Origin of the sequence: Psychrobacter cibarius (genome assembly GCF_904845955.1) — a bacterium.
Classification (GTDB): domain Bacteria; phylum Pseudomonadota; class Gammaproteobacteria; order Pseudomonadales; family Moraxellaceae; genus Psychrobacter; species Psychrobacter cibarius_B.
Genome location: NZ_CAJGYX010000002.1, coordinates 683638 through 702061, shown reverse-complemented (window position 1 = coordinate 702061; position 18424 = coordinate 683638). Strand labels below are relative to the sequence as shown.

The following is an 18424-nucleotide window of genomic DNA, read 5'->3' as shown; positions in this document are numbered from 1 at the left end:
GTCAACACTCTATTGAATGTTGACGCTATCAAAGTGGCATATTCGTGAGGGTTGCTGGACTATTAGCCGATAGTAGCTAACAATTATACCAAAGCCCGATTGGATTAGCGTATCTCAAACGCACTGGTCAGTACTTGGTTACGCACCGCCCATGTTAAATAACCATAATGCTAACGCAATAATAATGATGGTAATAAACACCCAAATAAACCAACCACCGCTTGGTTTTTTCTCTGCCTGTCCTGAATTACTGATAGCCTGATCCATCGCATTATTACCTTCTGTCCCAAGATCACGAGATTGATCTAGATTGGCAGTGCCAGAAAATTGTGCGGTTGCCGCCTGCTTAGCTCGTAGAATATCGGGATCTGCTTCTTCTTGTAGAGCAGTTTTAGTCGTTTTGTCATGCTCTGATTCAACTGCTGGCTTTTCATGTACAGCTGACTGCTCTACTAATAACGTATCATGAGCAGGTGCTGTCGGTGCCGCCTCTGTCGCTGTGACGGCTTCTGGCTGACTTACAGCAGGTTGTGTATCTGCTACAGTTGCAGCAGCGACTGGTGCCGCGTCAGTTGTGTCGGACACGGTATTATCTATAGCCGTTAAGACTTCATCGATGCCCGTTTGTTTCACAATAGGCTCCTGAATCGGCTCCTGTAAGACTGGTTCAACCGTTTCATTAACACTGGTCTCAGCTACCGCTTCTGAGTCTACTACTCTATCCAAGGCGCTATCAACAGGTACTGTCTTCACATCAGCTGTCACAGGCAGTATAGCTTCGATGCCCGTTTGCTTAACAATCGGCTCTTTTGCTACTGATTCATGAACAACAGGTTCACTCACTGTCGAGTCTTCGAAAGCCTGTGTTTCGGCAGTCGTTTCAGCAACCACTGTCTCCGTCTCAGCCACTGAATCCTCTACTGCTACGGGCGCTAATACATCAGTATCTGTAGCAGCAAGTGGCGCGTTCACCTGAAAGCTGAAACTGGCAAATCCAATGGTATCATCTACCTGTAAAAGGCTCGATGTATTACCATCGATACGCTGCTCGTTGATAAATGTACCGTTCGATGAGTCTAAATCTTTGACATACAATCGACCATCTAAGATGCTTAACACCGCATGATTACGCGATACTTGCTTGCTACCAAGTACCACGTCATTGTCGCTGCCACGACCAACAGACAGGCTGTCATTGACCGTCAACGTTAGGTCACCAAGCGCTTCTGTTAATGCATTAAGTTGCCAAGTCTCTGTGTCGACTGTTGCCTTCATACTATCTGTATTGTTCGTCATGCGGTAACTCCTTATTCTTTTATTAAATTTCAAATGGTTTTAGATAAATCATTGCCAATTTTTTAAGAGATTTTACGATTTTTTTAGGGCGTGTCTTCATTTCAAAAATGGTGATAAAAATGAGATAAATTGCCGTCAAACAAGGAAAATAGCGCAGATAATATCGGGATATTAACCAGCTATTTGACGATGTTTGGCAAGATTTAGCCATTTTTAGCCCATTTAGAGGACTATCGAGTGAATTGAAGACACGCCCTAATATAAACCGTAATAAGTTATGCAATGACCCTCCGAACTATTTAGGTATAAAGTGCGGCTTTATGACACCGTCGAGCTTACTGTACGGAATACTAAGTACCGGCATACCGTAGGCATATGGGCCGATAGCGTAATGCTGATAACGAATATCGATGCCTTTGTCCGTCAGTGTCACATTGTCACTTAAGGTAAATGGCCAGTTTTTCTCATAACTGCTGACATCGTCGTCAACCGTTTTGACCCACGTTTTATAAGCATCATAAGCAAGCGCTTTAAAACGTGATTCCTTGCCTGATTGAAGCATATCCTCAAGCGTGATTTGTTTTTTGGTGCCAAGGTCAAATATCAAGTATTCGCTATAAGGCATGCCATGAGCGCCACCAGTAAAGACATAAGTATTGATTTCGAACAGTTCAAAATCACTGACATGACCCAAATACTCAGGCGTTACCATTAGGCTATAAGCCCATGAACTGCCCTCTGGCATATCTATAAACTGTGAGCTGGCAAAATCATCAATGGCGGCTTTCACCATTGTCTGATTGACGTTCGTTTTGATAGGCGCAGATTCAGTCGGTTTACTATTGACAACTAAATTATTAATACGCGCATTGGCGATATCATTGATCCAACCGTGATTGGTCTTCAGATATTTGATGTCAATCTCTGGACAGTTATCGCGCTCAACACACTTTGCTTGCACTTTTTTAGGCAGCTCATATTCTAGATAATCCGTGCTACTGATGAGATTACCTGCATTTGCAGGCATCGCGATGCTACCTAGCAGTAAACTGCCGGCAAGCAGTCTCAGCAGACGACTACGACTTGTTGTCATCGATAAATGCGGATTCATTGTTGGCTTATTGATATCAATTTGATTCGCAGCGTTCATATATCCTCTTTCATAAACATAAGATGTTACTTGATATTCTACCGTAACAATGACGATGTATTGTAGGAACACTGTTTGTGTTTTTAGGGTTTTGCTGTCTCCTGCTAACGAATAGCTACCTACCCTCTCTCGTTTAATGCCTAAATCTAAGCTAATAAAAAAGACACGGCTGGCGTGTCTTAAAAGATAAACTAACTCATGAAATAATGGATTTTAATGCTCACGAGTATTACTAAAAGTGACTTCTGGATAGCGATCTTGCATAAGCTGCAAGTTGACCCGTGATGGGGCAAGATACGTTAAATAACCACCGCCATCTAGCGACAACTGGTCATGGGCTTTGCGTTTGAATTTCGCCAATGCCACTTCATCATCACAATGAATCCAGCGTACGGTGGCAATCGATACCGGCTCAAAGATACACTGTACTTTGTACTCTTCTTTGAGACGATGCGCGACCACTTCAAACTGTAGTACACCAACCGCACCCAAGATTAAATCGTTGTTAATCTGCGGCATAAAGACCTGTGTCGCGCCCTCTTCGCTTAGCTGCTGTAGCCCTTTTTGCAAGGCTTTAGATTTGAGCGGATCTTTTAGAATGACACGGCGGAACAATTCAGGCGCGAAATGCGGAATACCCGTAAAATTCAGCTCTTCGCCTTCCGTAAAACTGTCACCGATAGAGATGGTGCCGTGATTATGCAAACCGATGATATCACCCGGATACGCTTCTTCTAACGCTTCGCGGTCCCCTGCCAAAAAGGTCAGTGCATCGGCAATACGTACATCTTTACCCAAACGTACATGCTTTAGCTTCATGCCTTTTTCATACTTGCCTGAACACACGCGTAAAAATGCAATGCGATCACGGTGGCGTGGGTCCATGTTGGCCTGAATTTTAAAGACAAAACCACTAAAATCCGTCTCTGTTGCCGCTACTTCACGCTCATTGGTCGGATGCGACTTGGGTGGCGGTGCATATTTGATCAAGGTATCAAGTACCATGTTTACGCCAAAGTTTCCCAATGCTGTACCGAACAATACTGGCGTCATCTCGCCCGCTAAGAACGCCTCAACGCTAAATTCTTCTAACGCCATTTGTACCAGCTCAAGTGACTCTTCGAAGGCATCAAACATCAATTGACCCAAACGCTCACGAATGTCTGGATAATCATAGCCCGCGCGAGTCTCAGAGACTGTCATCTTGCCGCCATTACCTTTTTCATAAAGGTAGGTTTTGTTTTCAGTCAGATGGTAGACACCAACGAAATCTTGTCCCATACCGATAGGCCAAGTCACTGGAATACATTTAATTTTTAACACTGCCTCAATCTCGCTAAGCAGCTCAAGTGGCTCACGAATTTGACGATCCAGCTTGTTGACAAATGAGATGATTGGCGTGTCGCGCATGCGGCAGACTTCCATCAGCTTGATGGTTCGCTCTTCGACCCCTTTAGCACCATCGACCATCATCAGCGCGCTATCCACAGCGGTCAAGGTACGATAGGTATCTTCACTAAAATCGGCGTGACCCGGTGTATCCAATAGGTTGACCACATGGTCTTGATAAGGAAACTGCATGACAGAAGTAGTGATCGAGATACCACGCTCTTGCTCCATACTCATCCAATCTGATGTCGCATGTCGATCAGTTTTGCGGCCTTTGACCTCGCCTACTACCTGAATTGCCTGACCCCATAACAGTAACTTTTCAGTCATGGTGGTCTTACCTGCATCGGGATGCGAGATAATGGCGAAAGTACGGCGTTTAGCAACTTCTTTGTTTAATTTCTTTGGATCTACGCTCATAATTTTTGGCTTCAACCTTAACTTCAAAAAGGCTGTCTTTTAGACAGTAATCTAACTAAATAGAATAAATAATGAGCGTATTGTAGCGGATTTAGCGTCAAGGTGCAGAATTAGCGCATAAAAAAACACTCCCTAGATAGTCAAATAGAGAGTGTTGGTCAATTTTTTAACATGATGCATTTTTAAGATTAATAGTAACGTTTGATTTGTGCGGCCAAGAAATCTCCTGCGACTTCATTGACTATCGTACAATCCACCACACCGCGAAGACTGTTAGTATTCGGATTCATCACACCTTTGGCAACATAATTTGCTTCATAAATAGCATTTTTATCATTCGTGCCATCGTTATATTCGACACCATTGTACTGATAAGCAGGCTGATTTCGGTATTCAGAGAACGTCACTTGTGCCGCTTTTTGCTTATTGCCTATGCCTACACCAAACTCAGAAGTTCTGTAGCCTCTATCATCGCTAAAGCGGTTTTCAGCTGCATCAATCCACTTATCGAGCGATGTATATCCCGTCTTGTTTTTGTCGTTAAAGGCTAAAAACGAGCGTTCGCTCTCGACTACTGGAATATAGCAAACAGAGCCTATCGGAAACTCTGCATTGGCTGGAATCTTAGGATAATTATTTAAGTCGGTGAGAATACCGCGACTGTTATTTATGTTTGTACCAGCGCTATAACTGTTTGCCTGCAAGCCTGATAAGTTGAGCGTCTTATAATTGGTTTCGTAGTCTAGCTTGTTATTACTGTTTTTTTCATAAATAGGACGTTTGACAATGCGGTTATCAACTTCAATGTTTTTGTTTTCCAGTCGTCCTTCAAAATTGTCTGCCAATACCGTTCTGTCCAAAGTATTCAAACCTTGAGTACTATAATTATTAACGATATTTTTTATCTTGATTTCACGCTCACCAGTACGGTAGGTCTCATCGATGCGTGCAATAGCGCTATCTTTCGCTTGCTTATCATAGCTATTGTCAAAGCTGGTCAGCGTAATCTTATTACTACCCGAACCATAAATACCATCATCCTCCCCGCCGCAGCCGGCAAGGGTAAATGTTAGCAAAGAAAGTGCAATAGGTAACACTATTGATTTATTCATCGAATAAGACCTTTATTGGTTAGATTTTTTATCATCTATTTTGATAACTTTATTTTTTACAGCTATATTCCTATATTACATTAATACTTCTGTCACTTATAGCGATTAAGCTTTTCTTGCGATAGTTAAATGCAGCTAAAGATTCTACTAACAGTTCACTTACAAATCCACAGTATATACTTACGACTGACCTATATTGCTCATGCACTGGTTTGTTATGCTGAATCCCTATCAAAATTTATTGCTTAAACATAAAAACTCACAACAAAGGATATGTTATGAAAACACTATATTCCACCAAAGCAACAGTTACTGGCGGTCGTACAGGTAATGCCAGTCTGCAAGACAGTGATTTGACGATTAATATGGTCGCACCCGGCTCTGATAAAGACGGTAATAATCCAGAGCAGTTATTTGCGATGGGCTATGCCGCTTGCTTTGATGGCGCACTTGCTGCGGTCAAAGGGGCAGAAAAAGCAAAATTTGACTCTACCACTGAAGTATCCGTAGATTTAATGAAAGGTGAAGGCTTAGATTTTCAATTAGCCGTGAAAATTCATGTCACTGCTGAAAACACAGAGCTATCAGCGGATGAGTTCCAAAAGTTGGTCGAAAAAGCCAATAAAGTCTGCCCATATTCTAAAGCGACTCACGGTAATATCGATAGTGAAGTGACTTCAGAAGTGAGATAGATTTTTAACAATAACAATATCGGCTTTATCTATAAGAGAGCTCAGTGAATACTGGGTTCTTTTTTTATGAGCATCTATCAGCAGTAGAAATATCATAACTATCGAGAAGTTCGGCAAGGTCTGATTTTATCGTTATAATGGAAGCATCGTTTTATCTGATATTGACTCTATCTGATACCTAATAATAAGTGACCTCTATGACTGACCATATGACCGAATCCTCCGCAGACAATAACCACAACTCGCATCAAGCGCTTGATCCTAGAGCCTTACCAAATTTTGATACCATGCCCAACGTAGCGACTATGGACACCAGTCACGTGGACAAAAATCAGCCACCTTTTATTTTGGTTGATGGCTCTTATTATCTGTTTCGCACTTATCACGCCTTGCCAAAAACCATGCAAAACTCGCAGGGGCTAATAACGAATGCCATCCGTGGCACGCTCAATGCGCTGTTAAAATTGATGCGTCGATATCATCCCACCCATATGGCGGTCTGTTTTGATACCAAGTCACCTACTTTTCGCCATCATATGTCTGCTGATTATAAGGCGGCTCGTCCGCCCATCGACATAGAGCTGGTGGAGCAAATTCCTTATATCCATCGTTTGGTGACCGCCTTAGGCATTCCACTGTTACGCATCGAAGGTGCAGAAGCGGATGACATTATCGGCACACTGGCGCACCGTGCGGTCGAGCAAGGTCATCATGTGGTTATCTCAACCGGCGATAAAGACATGATGCAACTGGTCAATGACTGCGTAATATTGGAAGATAGCTTCACGGGTAAAGTAACGGACACACAAGCGGTCATCGAAAAATTCGGTATTAATCCAAACCAAATGATTGATTTTTTGACCTTAATGGGTGATGCTTCTGACGGTATTAAAGGCGTGCCCGGTATCGGTAAAAAGACGGCGAAAGACTTGCTCGTTGAGTACGGTGATATCGACAATATGTTAAAGCATATTGGCTTTATTAAAGGACGCGGCGCTAAAGGCTTGATTGAGCATGCAGAGGAAATTCCATTCAATGCCAAACTGGCCACTATCGTCACAGACTTAGATATCGGTCAAGACTGGAATGATTTGAAAATCGATACCAATCCTTGTGCTCATATAGATGAATTGCGCGAGCTGTATAGCGAGCTTGAGTTTAGAAATGAGCTTGCTTCTCTTGACCACCCAAATCACCCAGCTAACGGCTCGCAAAGTGTCGCTAACAGTCAAGCCGATGCCGAGTCACAAGCGCAAATAGCCAAGTCGCTACAATCAAGCACTATTGAGAATATCACTGACAGCAAAAATCCTGATAGAGCATGGCATACCATCCTTGATGAACCTGCCTTTGATAGCTTGGTTAAATTGTTAGAGGCTGCACCGCACTTCGTTATTGATACCGAAACGACAAGCGTCTATTGGCGTCAGGCGGAAATCGTTGGGCTGTCTTTTGCCGTGCAAGCGCATGAAGCCTATTACATTCCGCTGACTCATCGTCTGGAAGGTGATGAGCTGACTGCAAAGCAGCTTGATCGTGATACGGTATTAGCGAAACTTAAACCTATTTTGGAAAACCCAAATATCGGCAAAATCGGTCAACATCTAAAATATGACGCGCACATTCTCAGTCATTATGGTATTGATTTAGTAGGCGCTATTCATGCCAGCCCTAATAACTGGGCGATGGACACCATGCTTGCCAGCTATGTCATCAATGCGGCCGCTACTCGTCACGGCATGGATGATTTGGCGCGCCATTATTTGCATACCCAAACCATCAGCTTTGAGGACGTCGCAGGCAAAGGCGCCAAGCAAGTAACCTTTGATCAAGTCGCCATCGATATTGCCAGCGACTATGCTTGCGAAGATGCCGATATTACTTATCAGTTGTTTGATTTGTTTAGTGGAAAACTGGCTAATGACGAAAATAACGCCAAATTGCTACACGAGTTAGAAATTCCAACCGCAGAAATCCTCTGCCAAATGGAAGCAAATGGCATTTTAATCAAGCGCCCGTTTTTAAACGAGCTATCGAAACGTTTTGATGAAGAGATTATCGCGCTTGAAAAACGCGCTTATGAAGTCGCTGGTGAAGAATTTAACTTAGGCTCACCGAAGCAACTTGGTGAAATGCTGTTTGAGAAACTAGGCGTTCCGGGCGGTAAAAAAACCAAGTCAGGTCAATACTCGACTGGCGAAGCAGTATTATCAAAGATTGACCATCCGTTGGTCGATATCACATTGGAATATCGCGGACTGTCCAAGCTCAAAAGCACCTATACCGATGCGCTCGATAATGTCGCAGATGCTGAGACTGATCGTGTGCATACCAGCTATCATCAAGCATTGACCAGTACTGGGCGTTTGTCTTCGACTGATCCTAACTTACAAAATATTCCGATTCGTACCGCGACTGGTCGCTTGATTCGTCAAGCCTTTATCGCACCAGAAGGTCGCGTTATTTTGGCGGCGGATTATTCACAAATTGAATTGCGTCTCATGGCGCATTTCTCAGGCGATAAAAACTTAACTGACGCCTTTAATGAAGGTTTAGATATTCACGCTGCGACTGCCGCTGAAGTACTTGGCAAAGAAGTTGCCGACGTAACCTCGACCGAGCGCCGTAATGCCAAAGCCATTAATTTTGGTCTGCTTTATGGTATGAGCGCCTTTGGACTTGCCAAGCAGCTACAAATGAGCCGCAATGAGGCACAAGATTATATCGATATGTATTTTGATCGCTATCCTGGTGTCAAAAAATATATGATCAATACTCGCGCCAGTGCTCATGAGCAAGGCTATGTCGAGACGATATTGGGTCGTAAGCTCTACACGCCTGATATCACTCACAGCAACCGCATGGTCAAACAAGGCGCTGAACGCGCGGCTATTAACGCACCGCTACAAGGCTCAGCGGCAGATCTAATTAAGCTGGCTATGATTGCCGTCGATAAAGTACTGCCAAAAGCGCAAGCCAAAATGCTGCTACAAGTCCATGATGAATTGGTGTTCGAAGTGGATAGTGACAAGGTAGATGAGATTAGCCAACTCATTACTCATGCTATGCAAGACGTCTTAACGACAACTGCTGTCGAAAAGGGCTGGAACGTCGACTTTGCTGTGCCGTTATTGGTTGAGACGGGTGCTGGCGAGAATTGGGATGAGGCGCATTAAGCGTTTTTGTATAATAAAACAGCTCAAGACCTAACGTTTTTATTTTATAGGATATGGGCTGTTCTTTAGATTGCCCATATCATACCCAATCGATAGTATCTAATTCGTAGGAGCTGACGTTGATGACTAAGGATTCCGTTATCAAACAATTATCGACCACACTCATCCTAGCTTTTAGCTTGTCTTTAAGCAATTACGTAATAGCATGCGGATTATTGCCAGGATATAAGTTGTCGAAGGGAGTAAGTTGGGGTGAGCTATGTGACTTTAATGAAGGTTTAGCAAGTGCTCAGAAAGATGGGAAATATGGTTTTATTGATAAACAAGCCAATATCATCGTTCCATTCAGTTATAACTTTACTGCTGAGTTTTCTGATGGACTCGCCATCGTTAAAAAAAATGAACATCATGGATACATCAACAAAAAAAACCAAGTCATTATTCCGATAATATATGATGATGTCAGACCTTTTTCTGAAGGTAAGGCGGCTGTTGAGTACGAGGGTAAATGGGGTGTTATTAATGATACTGGCGAACTTACTATTCCATATCAGTTTGACGAAATCAGGTATTTCTCAGAAGGACTAGCACCTGTAAGAAAGGATGAACTGTGGGGTTATATTGATAGCAGTGGAAAGACTGTTGTACCCTTAAACTATCTGAATGCTGATTCATTTCATAATGGCTTGGCAGTCGTGGCAAAAGAGAATGGTTATGGCATGATAAATAAAGATAATAAAATAATCGTCCCTACGGAGTATGACATGCCTATTTTCATTGATAATTATTACATAGATACTTTTAAGTTTTTGAAAGGCAATAATTTTTATTATTTTGATTCAAATGGTGATCGCTTAGCTGTTAGCAGCTATCTTGACACGATGCCTGAAGTGATACTCGATAGACAAAGATAAATACAGTAACCGCTAAAGATAATAAGAATTTTTCATCTTAACTTTTATCATCTGGCAAGTTAAACATCTGTGTCTGCTCGTTGAACTCTACAATAAAGCTATCTGTACCTTTATCCAGACTAGAGGGTATTGGCTCGTAGTTGTTATCATAAAGACCGTGTTCGTAATTGACAGTGACTTTTAAGGGATAAAAGCCTTGAGTCATAACCCCACCTGTATTGATACTAACATCACTTTCAGCTTCACCATATGACGGTTTACTCATAAGCTCATACGAATAATCTAAATCCAATCTTGCCACTTCTTCGACTTTACCACTTGTCATAGCAGCGTACATACTCCAAGAACAATTGGTTTGACCACCTGCACCGGAGCCACAAAACTTACCTACCCAACCGTACCTATCAGCACCCACTTCTCTTAAATCAAAATCTATCAGCTGACTTCTACCCGCTCCGCCATTTTTTATATAAGGACTGCTTGCAGAGACGACCCAAGAATTGCCTAATTTATAAAGTATAAATAAACCGCCAAGTCCTGGTGTCACTCGTGCACCATCTTCCACCGTATCACCAGAAACCAATACGTATAAAGTATCTACTCCCTCGATGTTTTTAAATTCATAATGCTTAGGAGCGAGGCAATAGGTTTCTGAGCCCTCATCATATAAGGTACAACCACGCAACTTATCATAGCTTGAACTGTAATAAACACTCATAATTTTTTCAACAGCTTGCCTAGCATCAAGAGATATTTCAGCATGTGCTGAAGGCAAGACCATCAGAAACAAGCTTACAATGATTAAAACTTTCATATAATAGCGCCTCTATATGTATGTGCTTAACGACCTATGGCATAATACTTTTGTTTGTCCTTTTTAGCTACCCAAAGTAATTGAAGCTCTCCATGATTAAACCAGCAAATCTCAACACCATTACCCTTTACACACTTGCCAGCTTAAGTTTATGCACGCAAGCATGGGCGGATACTACGTCTACCACAGAGCCGAAAGTCGAACCGCTAAAATCTGACACGGCTTCGTTATATCATGATGCTAACTCTAATCGAGATGAAAACCTCAATCAATTTGGTTATCGATCTCAACCTACCGAAACAACTGCCGAGCAGTCTGCTCCATCAGTACAAGGAGCACAAAATTGGACGGACGAACGCCGTGAAGAGGTCCAAGAGCAACTGCATGAATGGGCACACAAAATGGACGGTTGGTTCGGCGAACCGGATCCCAAAAAACCCGCCAAAGCCAGTTTACGAGTTGTACTAGATACCCGCTGGGTCAACGATCCACAATCAGGCAGTGACGTGAGCGTTGAACCTAGGATTCGCGGCCGCTTACGATTGCCAGTGTTAGAAAAAAGATTAAGTCTGATTATCGGTGATGAGGATTTGGATGAAGATACCTTCTTAAAACAGAATGTGACGGGCGATACTTACCAAGCAAGTACCAGTAACCAAGATGGACTCGTCAACAGAAGAAAAACGCGGGAAGACAATGGTTCTATCGCCCTACGTTGGTCACGTTTTAGTCATGAGGTTGAGCAGCAGTTAGGGGTCAAAACAGATATCGATGTCGGGGTTCGCTCGCTCGATGACTTATACGTAAAAGTGAGCGCCGATAAAGACTGGTATGACAATAAAAAATGGACTGTCACTAGTGATAGTTACTATCGTTATGGACTCGATAGTGAGCACTATGCAAAAGGCGGGCTAAATCTGCAATATGGCACAAATGCTGGGCGGTTCATCAATAATCGCACCGCCATCCGTTATCGCAATCAAGACAATGAAGAAAGCACAGTCTGGAGCAACGACCTCAGACAAGTGCACTATTTGGGCAATGAAAAACAGTTGGCCTATGGTGTCTCTACTGGCGGTTACTTTGACCATGATAAATCAACATTAAACAGCTATGGCCCTGCTATAAGCTACCGCCAACCTGTCTGGCGAGAGTGGCTTTATGTACAAACAGAGCTAAATTATTACAATGATAAAACAGCGGATAAGGACCATTACCCGTCAGCATTATTACGGATGGAAGCCTTATTTTAACCCTACTATCTATTGAATTGGTTGTATCATCATAGGTATAAATAGCCGATAGCAATGTGCACAACAAAGAGCATTTGTTTGCTTGTATTAACAATGACATATGACTCATTAGTTATATTAAATAACGTTATAGCGCTGACATTGGCGTTATAATAGCGGTCTATTACGTTACCTGTAATTAAATAAATTTCGGTCTAAAGTGAGCCTTTGTGCTCACTTTTTTTATTTTAAAAAATCAGGAGGTTTTTATTTTGAGTTCAGATGGCATCATCGAAATCCCTGGCATTATTATTTTATTCGCCTGTCTGCTACGTTGCGTGCAGTATTTACGACAGAGCTCTGCCACAAATACGTTTAAACAGATTCGAGCTTTTTGGTTGGCAGCGGTGCTGGTATTCTTTGCTGTGATACGCCGTGAGTTAAATTATCTACCAGACTTATTGGTTCCCACTGACTTTATGTTGTTCAGCCATTCTTATGACTGGTGGGAAGACCTCGTCCTGACCATCGTTTATGTGCTGATCGTTGGTTTATTGGCTTATTCATGGCGTTATCTTTGGTCAATATTAAAAAAAGTACCCGTTTCTTTGTATTTTAGCGTCGCCGCCTTGGCATTATTAGAATATATGGGCGAAAACGCCATTATGATTCCCGAAGCTTTTGGCGTCATCACAGAAGAGCTGTCAGAGACTGCTATTTATGGCATTGCCTTGATTTATTTGTGGCGCTTAAACTTAAACGAGTACGACTGTCAAGCAGAAGAGACGAGCGAGCTGCATTGTCAAACGGCTTCACACTAACGCAGAGTGTCTCTGCTAACAGTGATAACTGCTCATTATATTAATTACCATGCGCTCTACATCAATAGTTATACTCTCTAGCAAAATACATTTAGACGAATTTGTTATACTATAGTCGGTTCAATTTAAAAACAGTACAAAGCAACCGAGTGTAGATGTATATTTAATACTTCAAGCGAGGCTAACGCAGTAATATTATTATAGTGGAATGACTATAATAATAAGTCCGAGGGATAAGCATCCTAATATACGACCTCGATTTACTCATGATTAATAACGATTAAGTCACTTATTATGAATATATTGATTACAGGCGCATCACGTGGTATCGGCTTGGCCACCGCCAAAAGGCTGGCGGAAAAAGGTCATCATATTGGGTTATTTGCGACCAATACTGCCACACTTGAAAGCGCCATTAAAGACAAATCTTTTAAGAAAGCCGTCAAACAACAGCGTATTATTACAGGTCAGCTGGATGTCACCCAGCCTGATTCGTGGGACAATGCGATCAAGCAAATGATTGAACATTTCGGTGGTATTGATGCACTCATTAATAATGCTGGGGTGCTGGTCAGTGGCGCATTGCCAACGACCAATCTAGATGAGCAATTGGCTTTAATTGACGTCAACTGTAAAGGTGTTTTGATTGGCTGTCATAAACTGGCACCTTATCTAGCTGATAGCAAAGACGGCAAAATTATCAATGTGTCCTCTGCTTCTGCTATCTATGGTCAACCCGAAGTTGCGACTTATGCGGCCAGTAAGTTTTTTGTGCGAGGTCTCACAGAAGGCCTTAATATTGAGTACGAAAAATTGGGTATCAAGGTGATCGATGTGATGCCGCTGTGGGTCAAATCTGACATGACTGCTGACATCGAAGTGACCAGTATGGATCGCTTGGGCATCCATCTAACGGTCAACGATGTCGCCAAAACATTGTTTAAATTGACGACCAGTCCCAATCGTAAACTCAAAAGTACGCATTACTCTGTGGGCATGCCAGCAAAAATCTTTCAAGCAGTCTCGCAAGTCACGCCAGATTCTGTAATCCGCTGGGTCAATACCAAGGTTGGTGCTTAATAGCAACATCACCTATTCGTTATACTGTTGTTTACCGATAACGCTTATTTAATATACAACCACACTTACGGCTGCTCAATATGAGTAGCCGTTTTGCTTGCCTCACTAATTTTTATGGCTTGCTCAGCAGTCTTATCAATGAAAATATTTTTGCTAATAACCGTTTCTTTTATCGCCCCTGCTGCGCTGTCTTCCCGAATTTCAGAACCAACGCTAATCGGTAAGTTCACATCAGCAGCGAATTGATTACCAGCTATTAGCGTGCCATCGTCCTCCACGATAATGCCCTGCTCGACTTGCTCAAATCGATTATCGATGATCTGATTGTCCTTAGCGCTGTCTAAATGATAGCTGGCAAATGGCGTTTGCTTCAGCAAATAAGCACCGCATTCAAAACCTTTTAGATTGCGCGACTGTCTTGACGCCACCCAAACCCCGACTGGCTCGTCGTTAAAAGTATTGCCACGAATTATATTGTCTCGGCTCGATTCGGTACGCTTAAAGTGATTACCCAGCGTACTGTCATCTGCATGCTCAAAGCAATTGCGATACAGCAAAATACTGCCTGCCCCATTATGGATAAATTGATTGTTTTCGATACGGTTATTGCTCGACGAATCCACGGCAATGGCCTCACGATTGGGCTTAAAGGTACGGAAACCATTACCGACAAACACCGAATTTTGAATCACATTATCGCGGCTACCAAATTCCAGATATAACCCAACGGTGCCTGCGTTTTGAATACGTATTTTATCAAAGCTCACTCCATGCACATGATCGCCGACGTATATGCCACTATTGGTACTGTTTTGACTACTCACATTAATCACACGAATATCGCTTGGTGCAAGCGCATGATTGGCAGCAGGGTCTATCAAGCCGCGCGCGTAACGCTGATTGGGCTGGCTATATTGGCGAATATGTAGCGCATGACCATAGCCATCCACATGACAATTGGCAACGGTAATATCTTCGATAGCGCTATCTGTTTTGGGCTTAATCATAATTGCGCTGGCCGTTGATGCATCATCAGTACTGGTACTGAGCAGAGCGCCCTGACAGTCAAGGGAGCTGTACGAATCACTCAACTCAAAGCGTATCGACTTGGCTGTCAAATCACAGCTTGCACTGAGTACGCTGTGACCTTTTACCTTAACTATTTGCTTGGGCGTTAATTGTGCGCAGTCTATGGTTGTCGTGGCTTTTGGCAGTTTGGCATCGATAATTAACGGCTGTTTTAAATCAGTATTATCCAAGCTGCTATGGGCGCTGCTACCAGAAAAAGGTACACCTTCACAAGCCGTCAAACCTATTGTGGCACTGATTAAGGATATTGTGACGAACAACCTACTACTTGATACCATCGTATATTTCCTATTTTTATGTCTATCTTGTACTTGTCTTAAATTTAACTGTCTTACATTTTTTGAACATCCTGTGACACCTTACTACTATTAGCAAGCGTCATAACACGTCACAATGTTTTTAACAAAGTCACAATGCTTTTAATAAATAAATCTTAATAAATAAAATCAGCCACATCCATTAATAATAACTATCAATAATAAGGAAACCATAATGGACCATTCAAAAAGCCCATTACCAGAAGCCATGGATCACATTGAAGGTGATACGGACATCAATAATAACAGCCAAGAAATTGATTTGGCTGACCCTATGTTGCATACCATTGATAATGATGATGTCATTGACAATAGCGCAGGATTCGACAACTCGCAAGCCGGAAGTGATGCAATTCAAGGGCTAACCCCTATCCATCATCAAAATATAGACGAATCGCGAATCGATGAAGTATTAGTGGACGATAATTTGGATGACAGCGATTATCCAGATATTATCGATATCGCTGATAGAGACGCGGCGGAACGTAGTAATGATGACGATTTTTAACCACGCTCTTTCATGATAAAAAAGCTTTCAAACAATAAAAAAGCACGCTCGATATAACGGGCGTGCTTTTTCATTGTGCTTACATTACTTCTGATATCAGGGTCTGGTAAGCAACCAACTATAGCGCTGACAATGGCTGATCTGTCCAAACGTCTCGGTAACTGGTGTAGTAAGTGAGCAACATAACAGGCAGCACTAAAAATGCACCCAGTCCCAACGTTAAGATGATTAAAATAGGCAATAACAACGAACAAACTAAGCCATAAACTAAGATAGGAATGATGTTTACCTTACCTGCTTCAAAGCTTTTTTTCATGGCAGCGATAGGCTCAAGATTGTGCAAAACAATCAGCGCTGGGGCAAACCAAAGTGCCATATAGAGCGGTATCATGAGCAGCATAGTCAACAGGTAACCGAAGAAAATACCGCCTAAGGAGATGTCATTCATCGCCCCATAATTATTGCCCATGTCACCTGACATCATAGAAAACATCATACTGCCCATAGCGATAAATAGCGGAATCAGAGCAATAATGATACCGACTAAATATAGTAAGCCAAGGATAAGTAGTGGCTGCCAATGACTTTTAAACGCTGAAAACAAGTGATCAAAGCGTAGCTCAGTTCCTTGTGATTGCGCAGCTGCTCCTTTGATAATACCCGCAATAAACATAAATATAGTGGGTATGATAAGGACGTTAAGTAGAGGCACTGAAGACGCAATACCAACAATTACTAAGAATGTCACACTGATACCAAACCATAATAACGGCTGATTTTTAAACAATCCAAAGGCTTTGATAATCCAGCTCATGCCAGCCGCTGCATCACACTTACGTGGACTGGTTAGCAACTGCGGTAATGCACTGCCATACTCATCGGTTGGCGGCAAAACGGGTGGCTGACCATCTGATTTTTGTAATGACACATTGGCGTATGGACTACTAGGGTTGGACATGTTTATCCTTAAAAATAAAGTTAAGCAAACGTAAAATTAACAATGACAATAAAACAAAAGTTTATTTGGCATAGTCTTACATATCAGTCACAAAAAATCCCAACTTTATTCCATTTTATTTAATTGCATTGAAATTCTTTAGAGAAAAAAATACCGAACATGATGTCCGGTATTTTTTATGATTTACAAATATAGTCAATCAAGCCCAACCATCTAGCGTTCCCGCCCAGCCTTTGACCAATGGCGCACTGAGAGCTTCGAGCAAATCAATGTGCGCCTCATCCAAGTTCAATGCAGGAATATAGTGATATTCTTGTCCACCCGCGTGGAGAAAGTTTTCACGATTTTCGATGGCCAGCTCTTCTAGCGTTTCCAGACAATCAGCAGAAAAAGCCGGACTAATGACTTGTACCGAGCGCACACCTGACTTGCCCCACTCTTCTAATACCACGTCGGTATAGGGCTTGACCCATTCTTGCTTGCCAAAGCGTGATTGAAAACTGATAATCCATTCGTCATCCTTTAGACCAAGCGCGTGAGCCACTTGTGCAGCGGTACATTTACAACGCTTAGGATACGGATCACCTTTATCAGCATAAGGCTGCGGGATACCGTGGAAGCTAAACATCAGCTTGTCAGGCTTGCCATGCTCTGCTTGAAAGCGGCGAATCGAATCAGCCAATGCTTGAATGTACAGCGGATGCGCAAAGTAATCTTTGACAATAGTATAGTTCGGCAAATTGCGCTGCTTGAGCGTCCACTTTGTCAGTGCATCATAAACAGCACCACCAGAGGAAGCGGAATACTGTGGAAATAATGGCAAGATAACAAAGTGATCAACGCCTTCACCGCGCAAGGTATCCATCACATCTGGCAAACCAGGGTTGCCATAGCTCATCGCCGGATGGACAGAAACCCGAAATGGCGCGGCACTATTTGCAAGCCGTGGTTCCAATAGCTCCACTTGGCTCTTTAGTATCTTACGAATCGGTGAGTCGCCTTCCCAAATACTGGCATAGGCTTTTGCCACACGTTTAGGGCGGCTTGGCAATACAAATAAATTGAGAATAATCGCCCACAAGAATTTTGGAATCTCGATTACTCGGGGGTCAGACAAAAACTGTTTTAAGTAACGACGTACGGCAGGCGCTGTTGGCTCATCTGGCGTACCTAGGTTCACTAATAGGACGGCAATACGGGGAGGCAGTTCAGGTTTCATAGCAGCACTATTTTATTATTAGGTTAATTAAAGAAGAATATGCGATAAAAGATTATTAAGTCATGATTGATTAAATGCTTTATTAGTGTAGCATTTTATCCATTAATAACGCATGGTAAAAGCACACTTATACAATTTGATACTTAGCTGCTATTTATTGCCATTTATGGATAGTCATCAATCATTGATTCACCTTAACCCTTCTCTGCCTACCACCCATCGTCCCTAAAAACTGTG

General features: G+C 42.4%; 15 protein-coding genes. 7 read left to right on the top strand and 8 right to left on the bottom strand.

The genetic code is table 11. From position 1 onward, the window contains the following. Nucleotides 1-138: 138 nt before the first annotated feature. The 4 genes from JMV76_RS06425 to JMV76_RS06410 all read right to left on the bottom strand — a co-directional run bounded on the left by JMV76_RS06425 (nt 139) and on the right by JMV76_RS06410 (nt 5367). On the bottom strand, nt 139-1296 hold the full coding sequence (locus tag JMV76_RS06425) for an FHA domain-containing protein (protein ID WP_201502022.1): 1158 nt from the start codon (nt 1294-1296) through the stop codon (nt 139-141). 295 nt (nt 1297-1591) lie between these two features. Continuing rightward, nucleotides 1592-2446 carry an RsiV family protein gene (locus JMV76_RS06420; RefSeq protein WP_201502021.1) on the bottom strand — a complete coding sequence of 285 codons (855 nt, stop codon included), beginning with the start codon at nt 2444-2446 and terminating at the stop codon, nt 1592-1594. A gap of 213 nt (nt 2447-2659) precedes the next feature. Beyond that, the gene (locus tag JMV76_RS06415) at nt 2660-4255 is read right to left on the bottom strand and encodes a peptide chain release factor 3 (protein ID WP_045453786.1); all 1596 of its coding nucleotides are present in this window, start codon (nt 4253-4255) and stop codon (nt 2660-2662) included. A gap of 188 nt (nt 4256-4443) precedes the next feature. After that, nucleotides 4444-5367 carry a hypothetical protein gene (locus tag JMV76_RS06410; RefSeq protein ID WP_201502020.1) on the bottom strand — a complete coding sequence of 308 codons (924 nt, stop codon included), beginning with the start codon at nt 5365-5367 and terminating at the stop codon, nt 4444-4446. Between the two features lie 278 nt (nt 5368-5645). Here JMV76_RS06410 and JMV76_RS06405 point away from each other — a divergent pair, with 278 nt between their 5' ends. The 3 genes from JMV76_RS06405 to JMV76_RS06395 all read left to right on the top strand — a co-directional run bounded on the left by JMV76_RS06405 (nt 5646) and on the right by JMV76_RS06395 (nt 10149). Beyond that, nucleotides 5646-6059: an organic hydroperoxide resistance protein gene (locus tag JMV76_RS06405; RefSeq protein ID WP_109591048.1), complete on the top strand. Its 414-nt coding sequence runs from the start codon at nt 5646-5648 to the stop codon at nt 6057-6059. Between the two features lie 197 nt (nt 6060-6256). Beyond that, nucleotides 6257-9235 carry a DNA polymerase I gene (gene polA, locus JMV76_RS06400; RefSeq protein WP_374190045.1) on the top strand — a complete coding sequence of 993 codons (2979 nt, stop codon included), beginning with the start codon at nt 6257-6259 and terminating at the stop codon, nt 9233-9235. Between the two features lie 122 nt (nt 9236-9357). Then, nucleotides 9358-10149 (top strand): WG repeat-containing protein, encoded by a 792-nt coding sequence (locus JMV76_RS06395; RefSeq protein ID WP_201502019.1) that lies wholly within the window; start codon nt 9358-9360, stop codon nt 10147-10149. A gap of 37 nt (nt 10150-10186) precedes the next feature. Here JMV76_RS06395 and JMV76_RS06390 read toward each other — a convergent pair whose 3' ends face one another. Beyond that, nucleotides 10187-10963 carry a hypothetical protein gene (locus JMV76_RS06390; protein ID WP_201502018.1) on the bottom strand — a complete coding sequence of 259 codons (777 nt, stop codon included), beginning with the start codon at nt 10961-10963 and terminating at the stop codon, nt 10187-10189. Between the two features lie 92 nt (nt 10964-11055). Here JMV76_RS06390 and JMV76_RS06385 point away from each other — a divergent pair, with 92 nt between their 5' ends. The 3 genes from JMV76_RS06385 to JMV76_RS06375 all read left to right on the top strand — a co-directional run bounded on the left by JMV76_RS06385 (nt 11056) and on the right by JMV76_RS06375 (nt 14096). Further along, complete coding sequence (locus JMV76_RS06385; RefSeq protein ID WP_201502017.1) at nt 11056-12216, top strand: hypothetical protein; 1161 nt, start codon at nt 11056-11058, stop codon at nt 12214-12216. A gap of 251 nt (nt 12217-12467) precedes the next feature. Further along, complete coding sequence (locus tag JMV76_RS06380) at nt 12468-13016, top strand: hypothetical protein (RefSeq protein WP_227690144.1); 549 nt, start codon at nt 12468-12470, stop codon at nt 13014-13016. A 294-nt stretch (nt 13017-13310) separates the two neighbouring features. After that, nucleotides 13311-14096 (top strand): SDR family NAD(P)-dependent oxidoreductase, encoded by a 786-nt coding sequence (locus JMV76_RS06375; protein ID WP_201502015.1) that lies wholly within the window; start codon nt 13311-13313, stop codon nt 14094-14096. Nucleotides 14097-14161: 65 nt separating this feature from the next. Here JMV76_RS06375 and JMV76_RS06370 read toward each other — a convergent pair whose 3' ends face one another. Then, nucleotides 14162-15463, bottom strand: a complete 1302-nt coding sequence (locus JMV76_RS06370) for a right-handed parallel beta-helix repeat-containing protein (RefSeq protein WP_201502014.1) — start codon at nt 15461-15463, stop codon at nt 14162-14164. A gap of 214 nt (nt 15464-15677) precedes the next feature. On the opposite strand from JMV76_RS06370, the gene JMV76_RS06365 reads away from it, so the two are divergent. Further along, nucleotides 15678-16010, top strand: coding sequence for a hypothetical protein (locus tag JMV76_RS06365; protein WP_201502013.1), 333 nt, complete (start codon nt 15678-15680; stop codon nt 16008-16010). 118 nt (nt 16011-16128) lie between these two features. Here the strand turns inward: JMV76_RS06365 and JMV76_RS06360 are convergent, their stop codons facing one another. Then, entirely contained in the window at nt 16129-16968 is an 840-nt protein-coding gene (locus tag JMV76_RS06360; protein WP_201502012.1) for a BPSS1780 family membrane protein, read from the bottom strand. Nucleotides 16969-17167: 199 nt separating this feature from the next. Beyond that, complete coding sequence (hemH, locus tag JMV76_RS06355; protein WP_201502011.1) at nt 17168-18187, bottom strand: ferrochelatase; 1020 nt, start codon at nt 18185-18187, stop codon at nt 17168-17170. Between the last annotated feature and the right edge of the window lie 237 nt (nt 18188-18424).

What these genes read in the sequence shown, in the direction of transcription:
- JMV76_RS06405 (WP_109591048.1), top strand. Translation starts at nt 5,646, where the DNA reads ATGAAAACACTATATTCCACCAAAGCAACAGTTACTGGCGGTCGTACA.
- JMV76_RS06385 (WP_201502017.1), top strand. Translation starts at nt 11,056, where the DNA reads ATGATTAAACCAGCAAATCTCAACACCATTACCCTTTACACACTTGCC.
- JMV76_RS06390 (WP_201502018.1), bottom strand. Translation starts at nt 10,963, where the DNA reads ATGAAAGTTTTAATCATTGTAAGCTTGTTTCTGATGGTCTTGCCTTCA.
- JMV76_RS06360 (WP_201502012.1), bottom strand. Translation starts at nt 16,968, where the DNA reads ATGTCCAACCCTAGTAGTCCATACGCCAATGTGTCATTACAAAAATCA.
- hemH (WP_201502011.1), bottom strand. Translation starts at nt 18,187, where the DNA reads ATGAAACCTGAACTGCCTCCCCGTATTGCCGTCCTATTAGTGAACCTA.
- JMV76_RS06375 (WP_201502015.1), top strand. Translation starts at nt 13,311, where the DNA reads ATGAATATATTGATTACAGGCGCATCACGTGGTATCGGCTTGGCCACC.
- JMV76_RS06420 (WP_201502021.1), bottom strand. Translation starts at nt 2,446, where the DNA reads ATGAACGCTGCGAATCAAATTGATATCAATAAGCCAACAATGAATCCG.
- polA (WP_374190045.1), top strand. Translation starts at nt 6,257, where the DNA reads ATGACTGACCATATGACCGAATCCTCCGCAGACAATAACCACAACTCG.
- JMV76_RS06415 (WP_045453786.1), bottom strand. Translation starts at nt 4,255, where the DNA reads ATGAGCGTAGATCCAAAGAAATTAAACAAAGAAGTTGCTAAACGCCGT.
- JMV76_RS06395 (WP_201502019.1), top strand. Translation starts at nt 9,358, where the DNA reads ATGACTAAGGATTCCGTTATCAAACAATTATCGACCACACTCATCCTA.
- JMV76_RS06365 (WP_201502013.1), top strand. Translation starts at nt 15,678, where the DNA reads ATGGACCATTCAAAAAGCCCATTACCAGAAGCCATGGATCACATTGAA.
- JMV76_RS06370 (WP_201502014.1), bottom strand. Translation starts at nt 15,463, where the DNA reads ATGGTATCAAGTAGTAGGTTGTTCGTCACAATATCCTTAATCAGTGCC.
- JMV76_RS06410 (WP_201502020.1), bottom strand. Translation starts at nt 5,367, where the DNA reads ATGAATAAATCAATAGTGTTACCTATTGCACTTTCTTTGCTAACATTT.
- JMV76_RS06425 (WP_201502022.1), bottom strand. Translation starts at nt 1,296, where the DNA reads ATGACGAACAATACAGATAGTATGAAGGCAACAGTCGACACAGAGACT.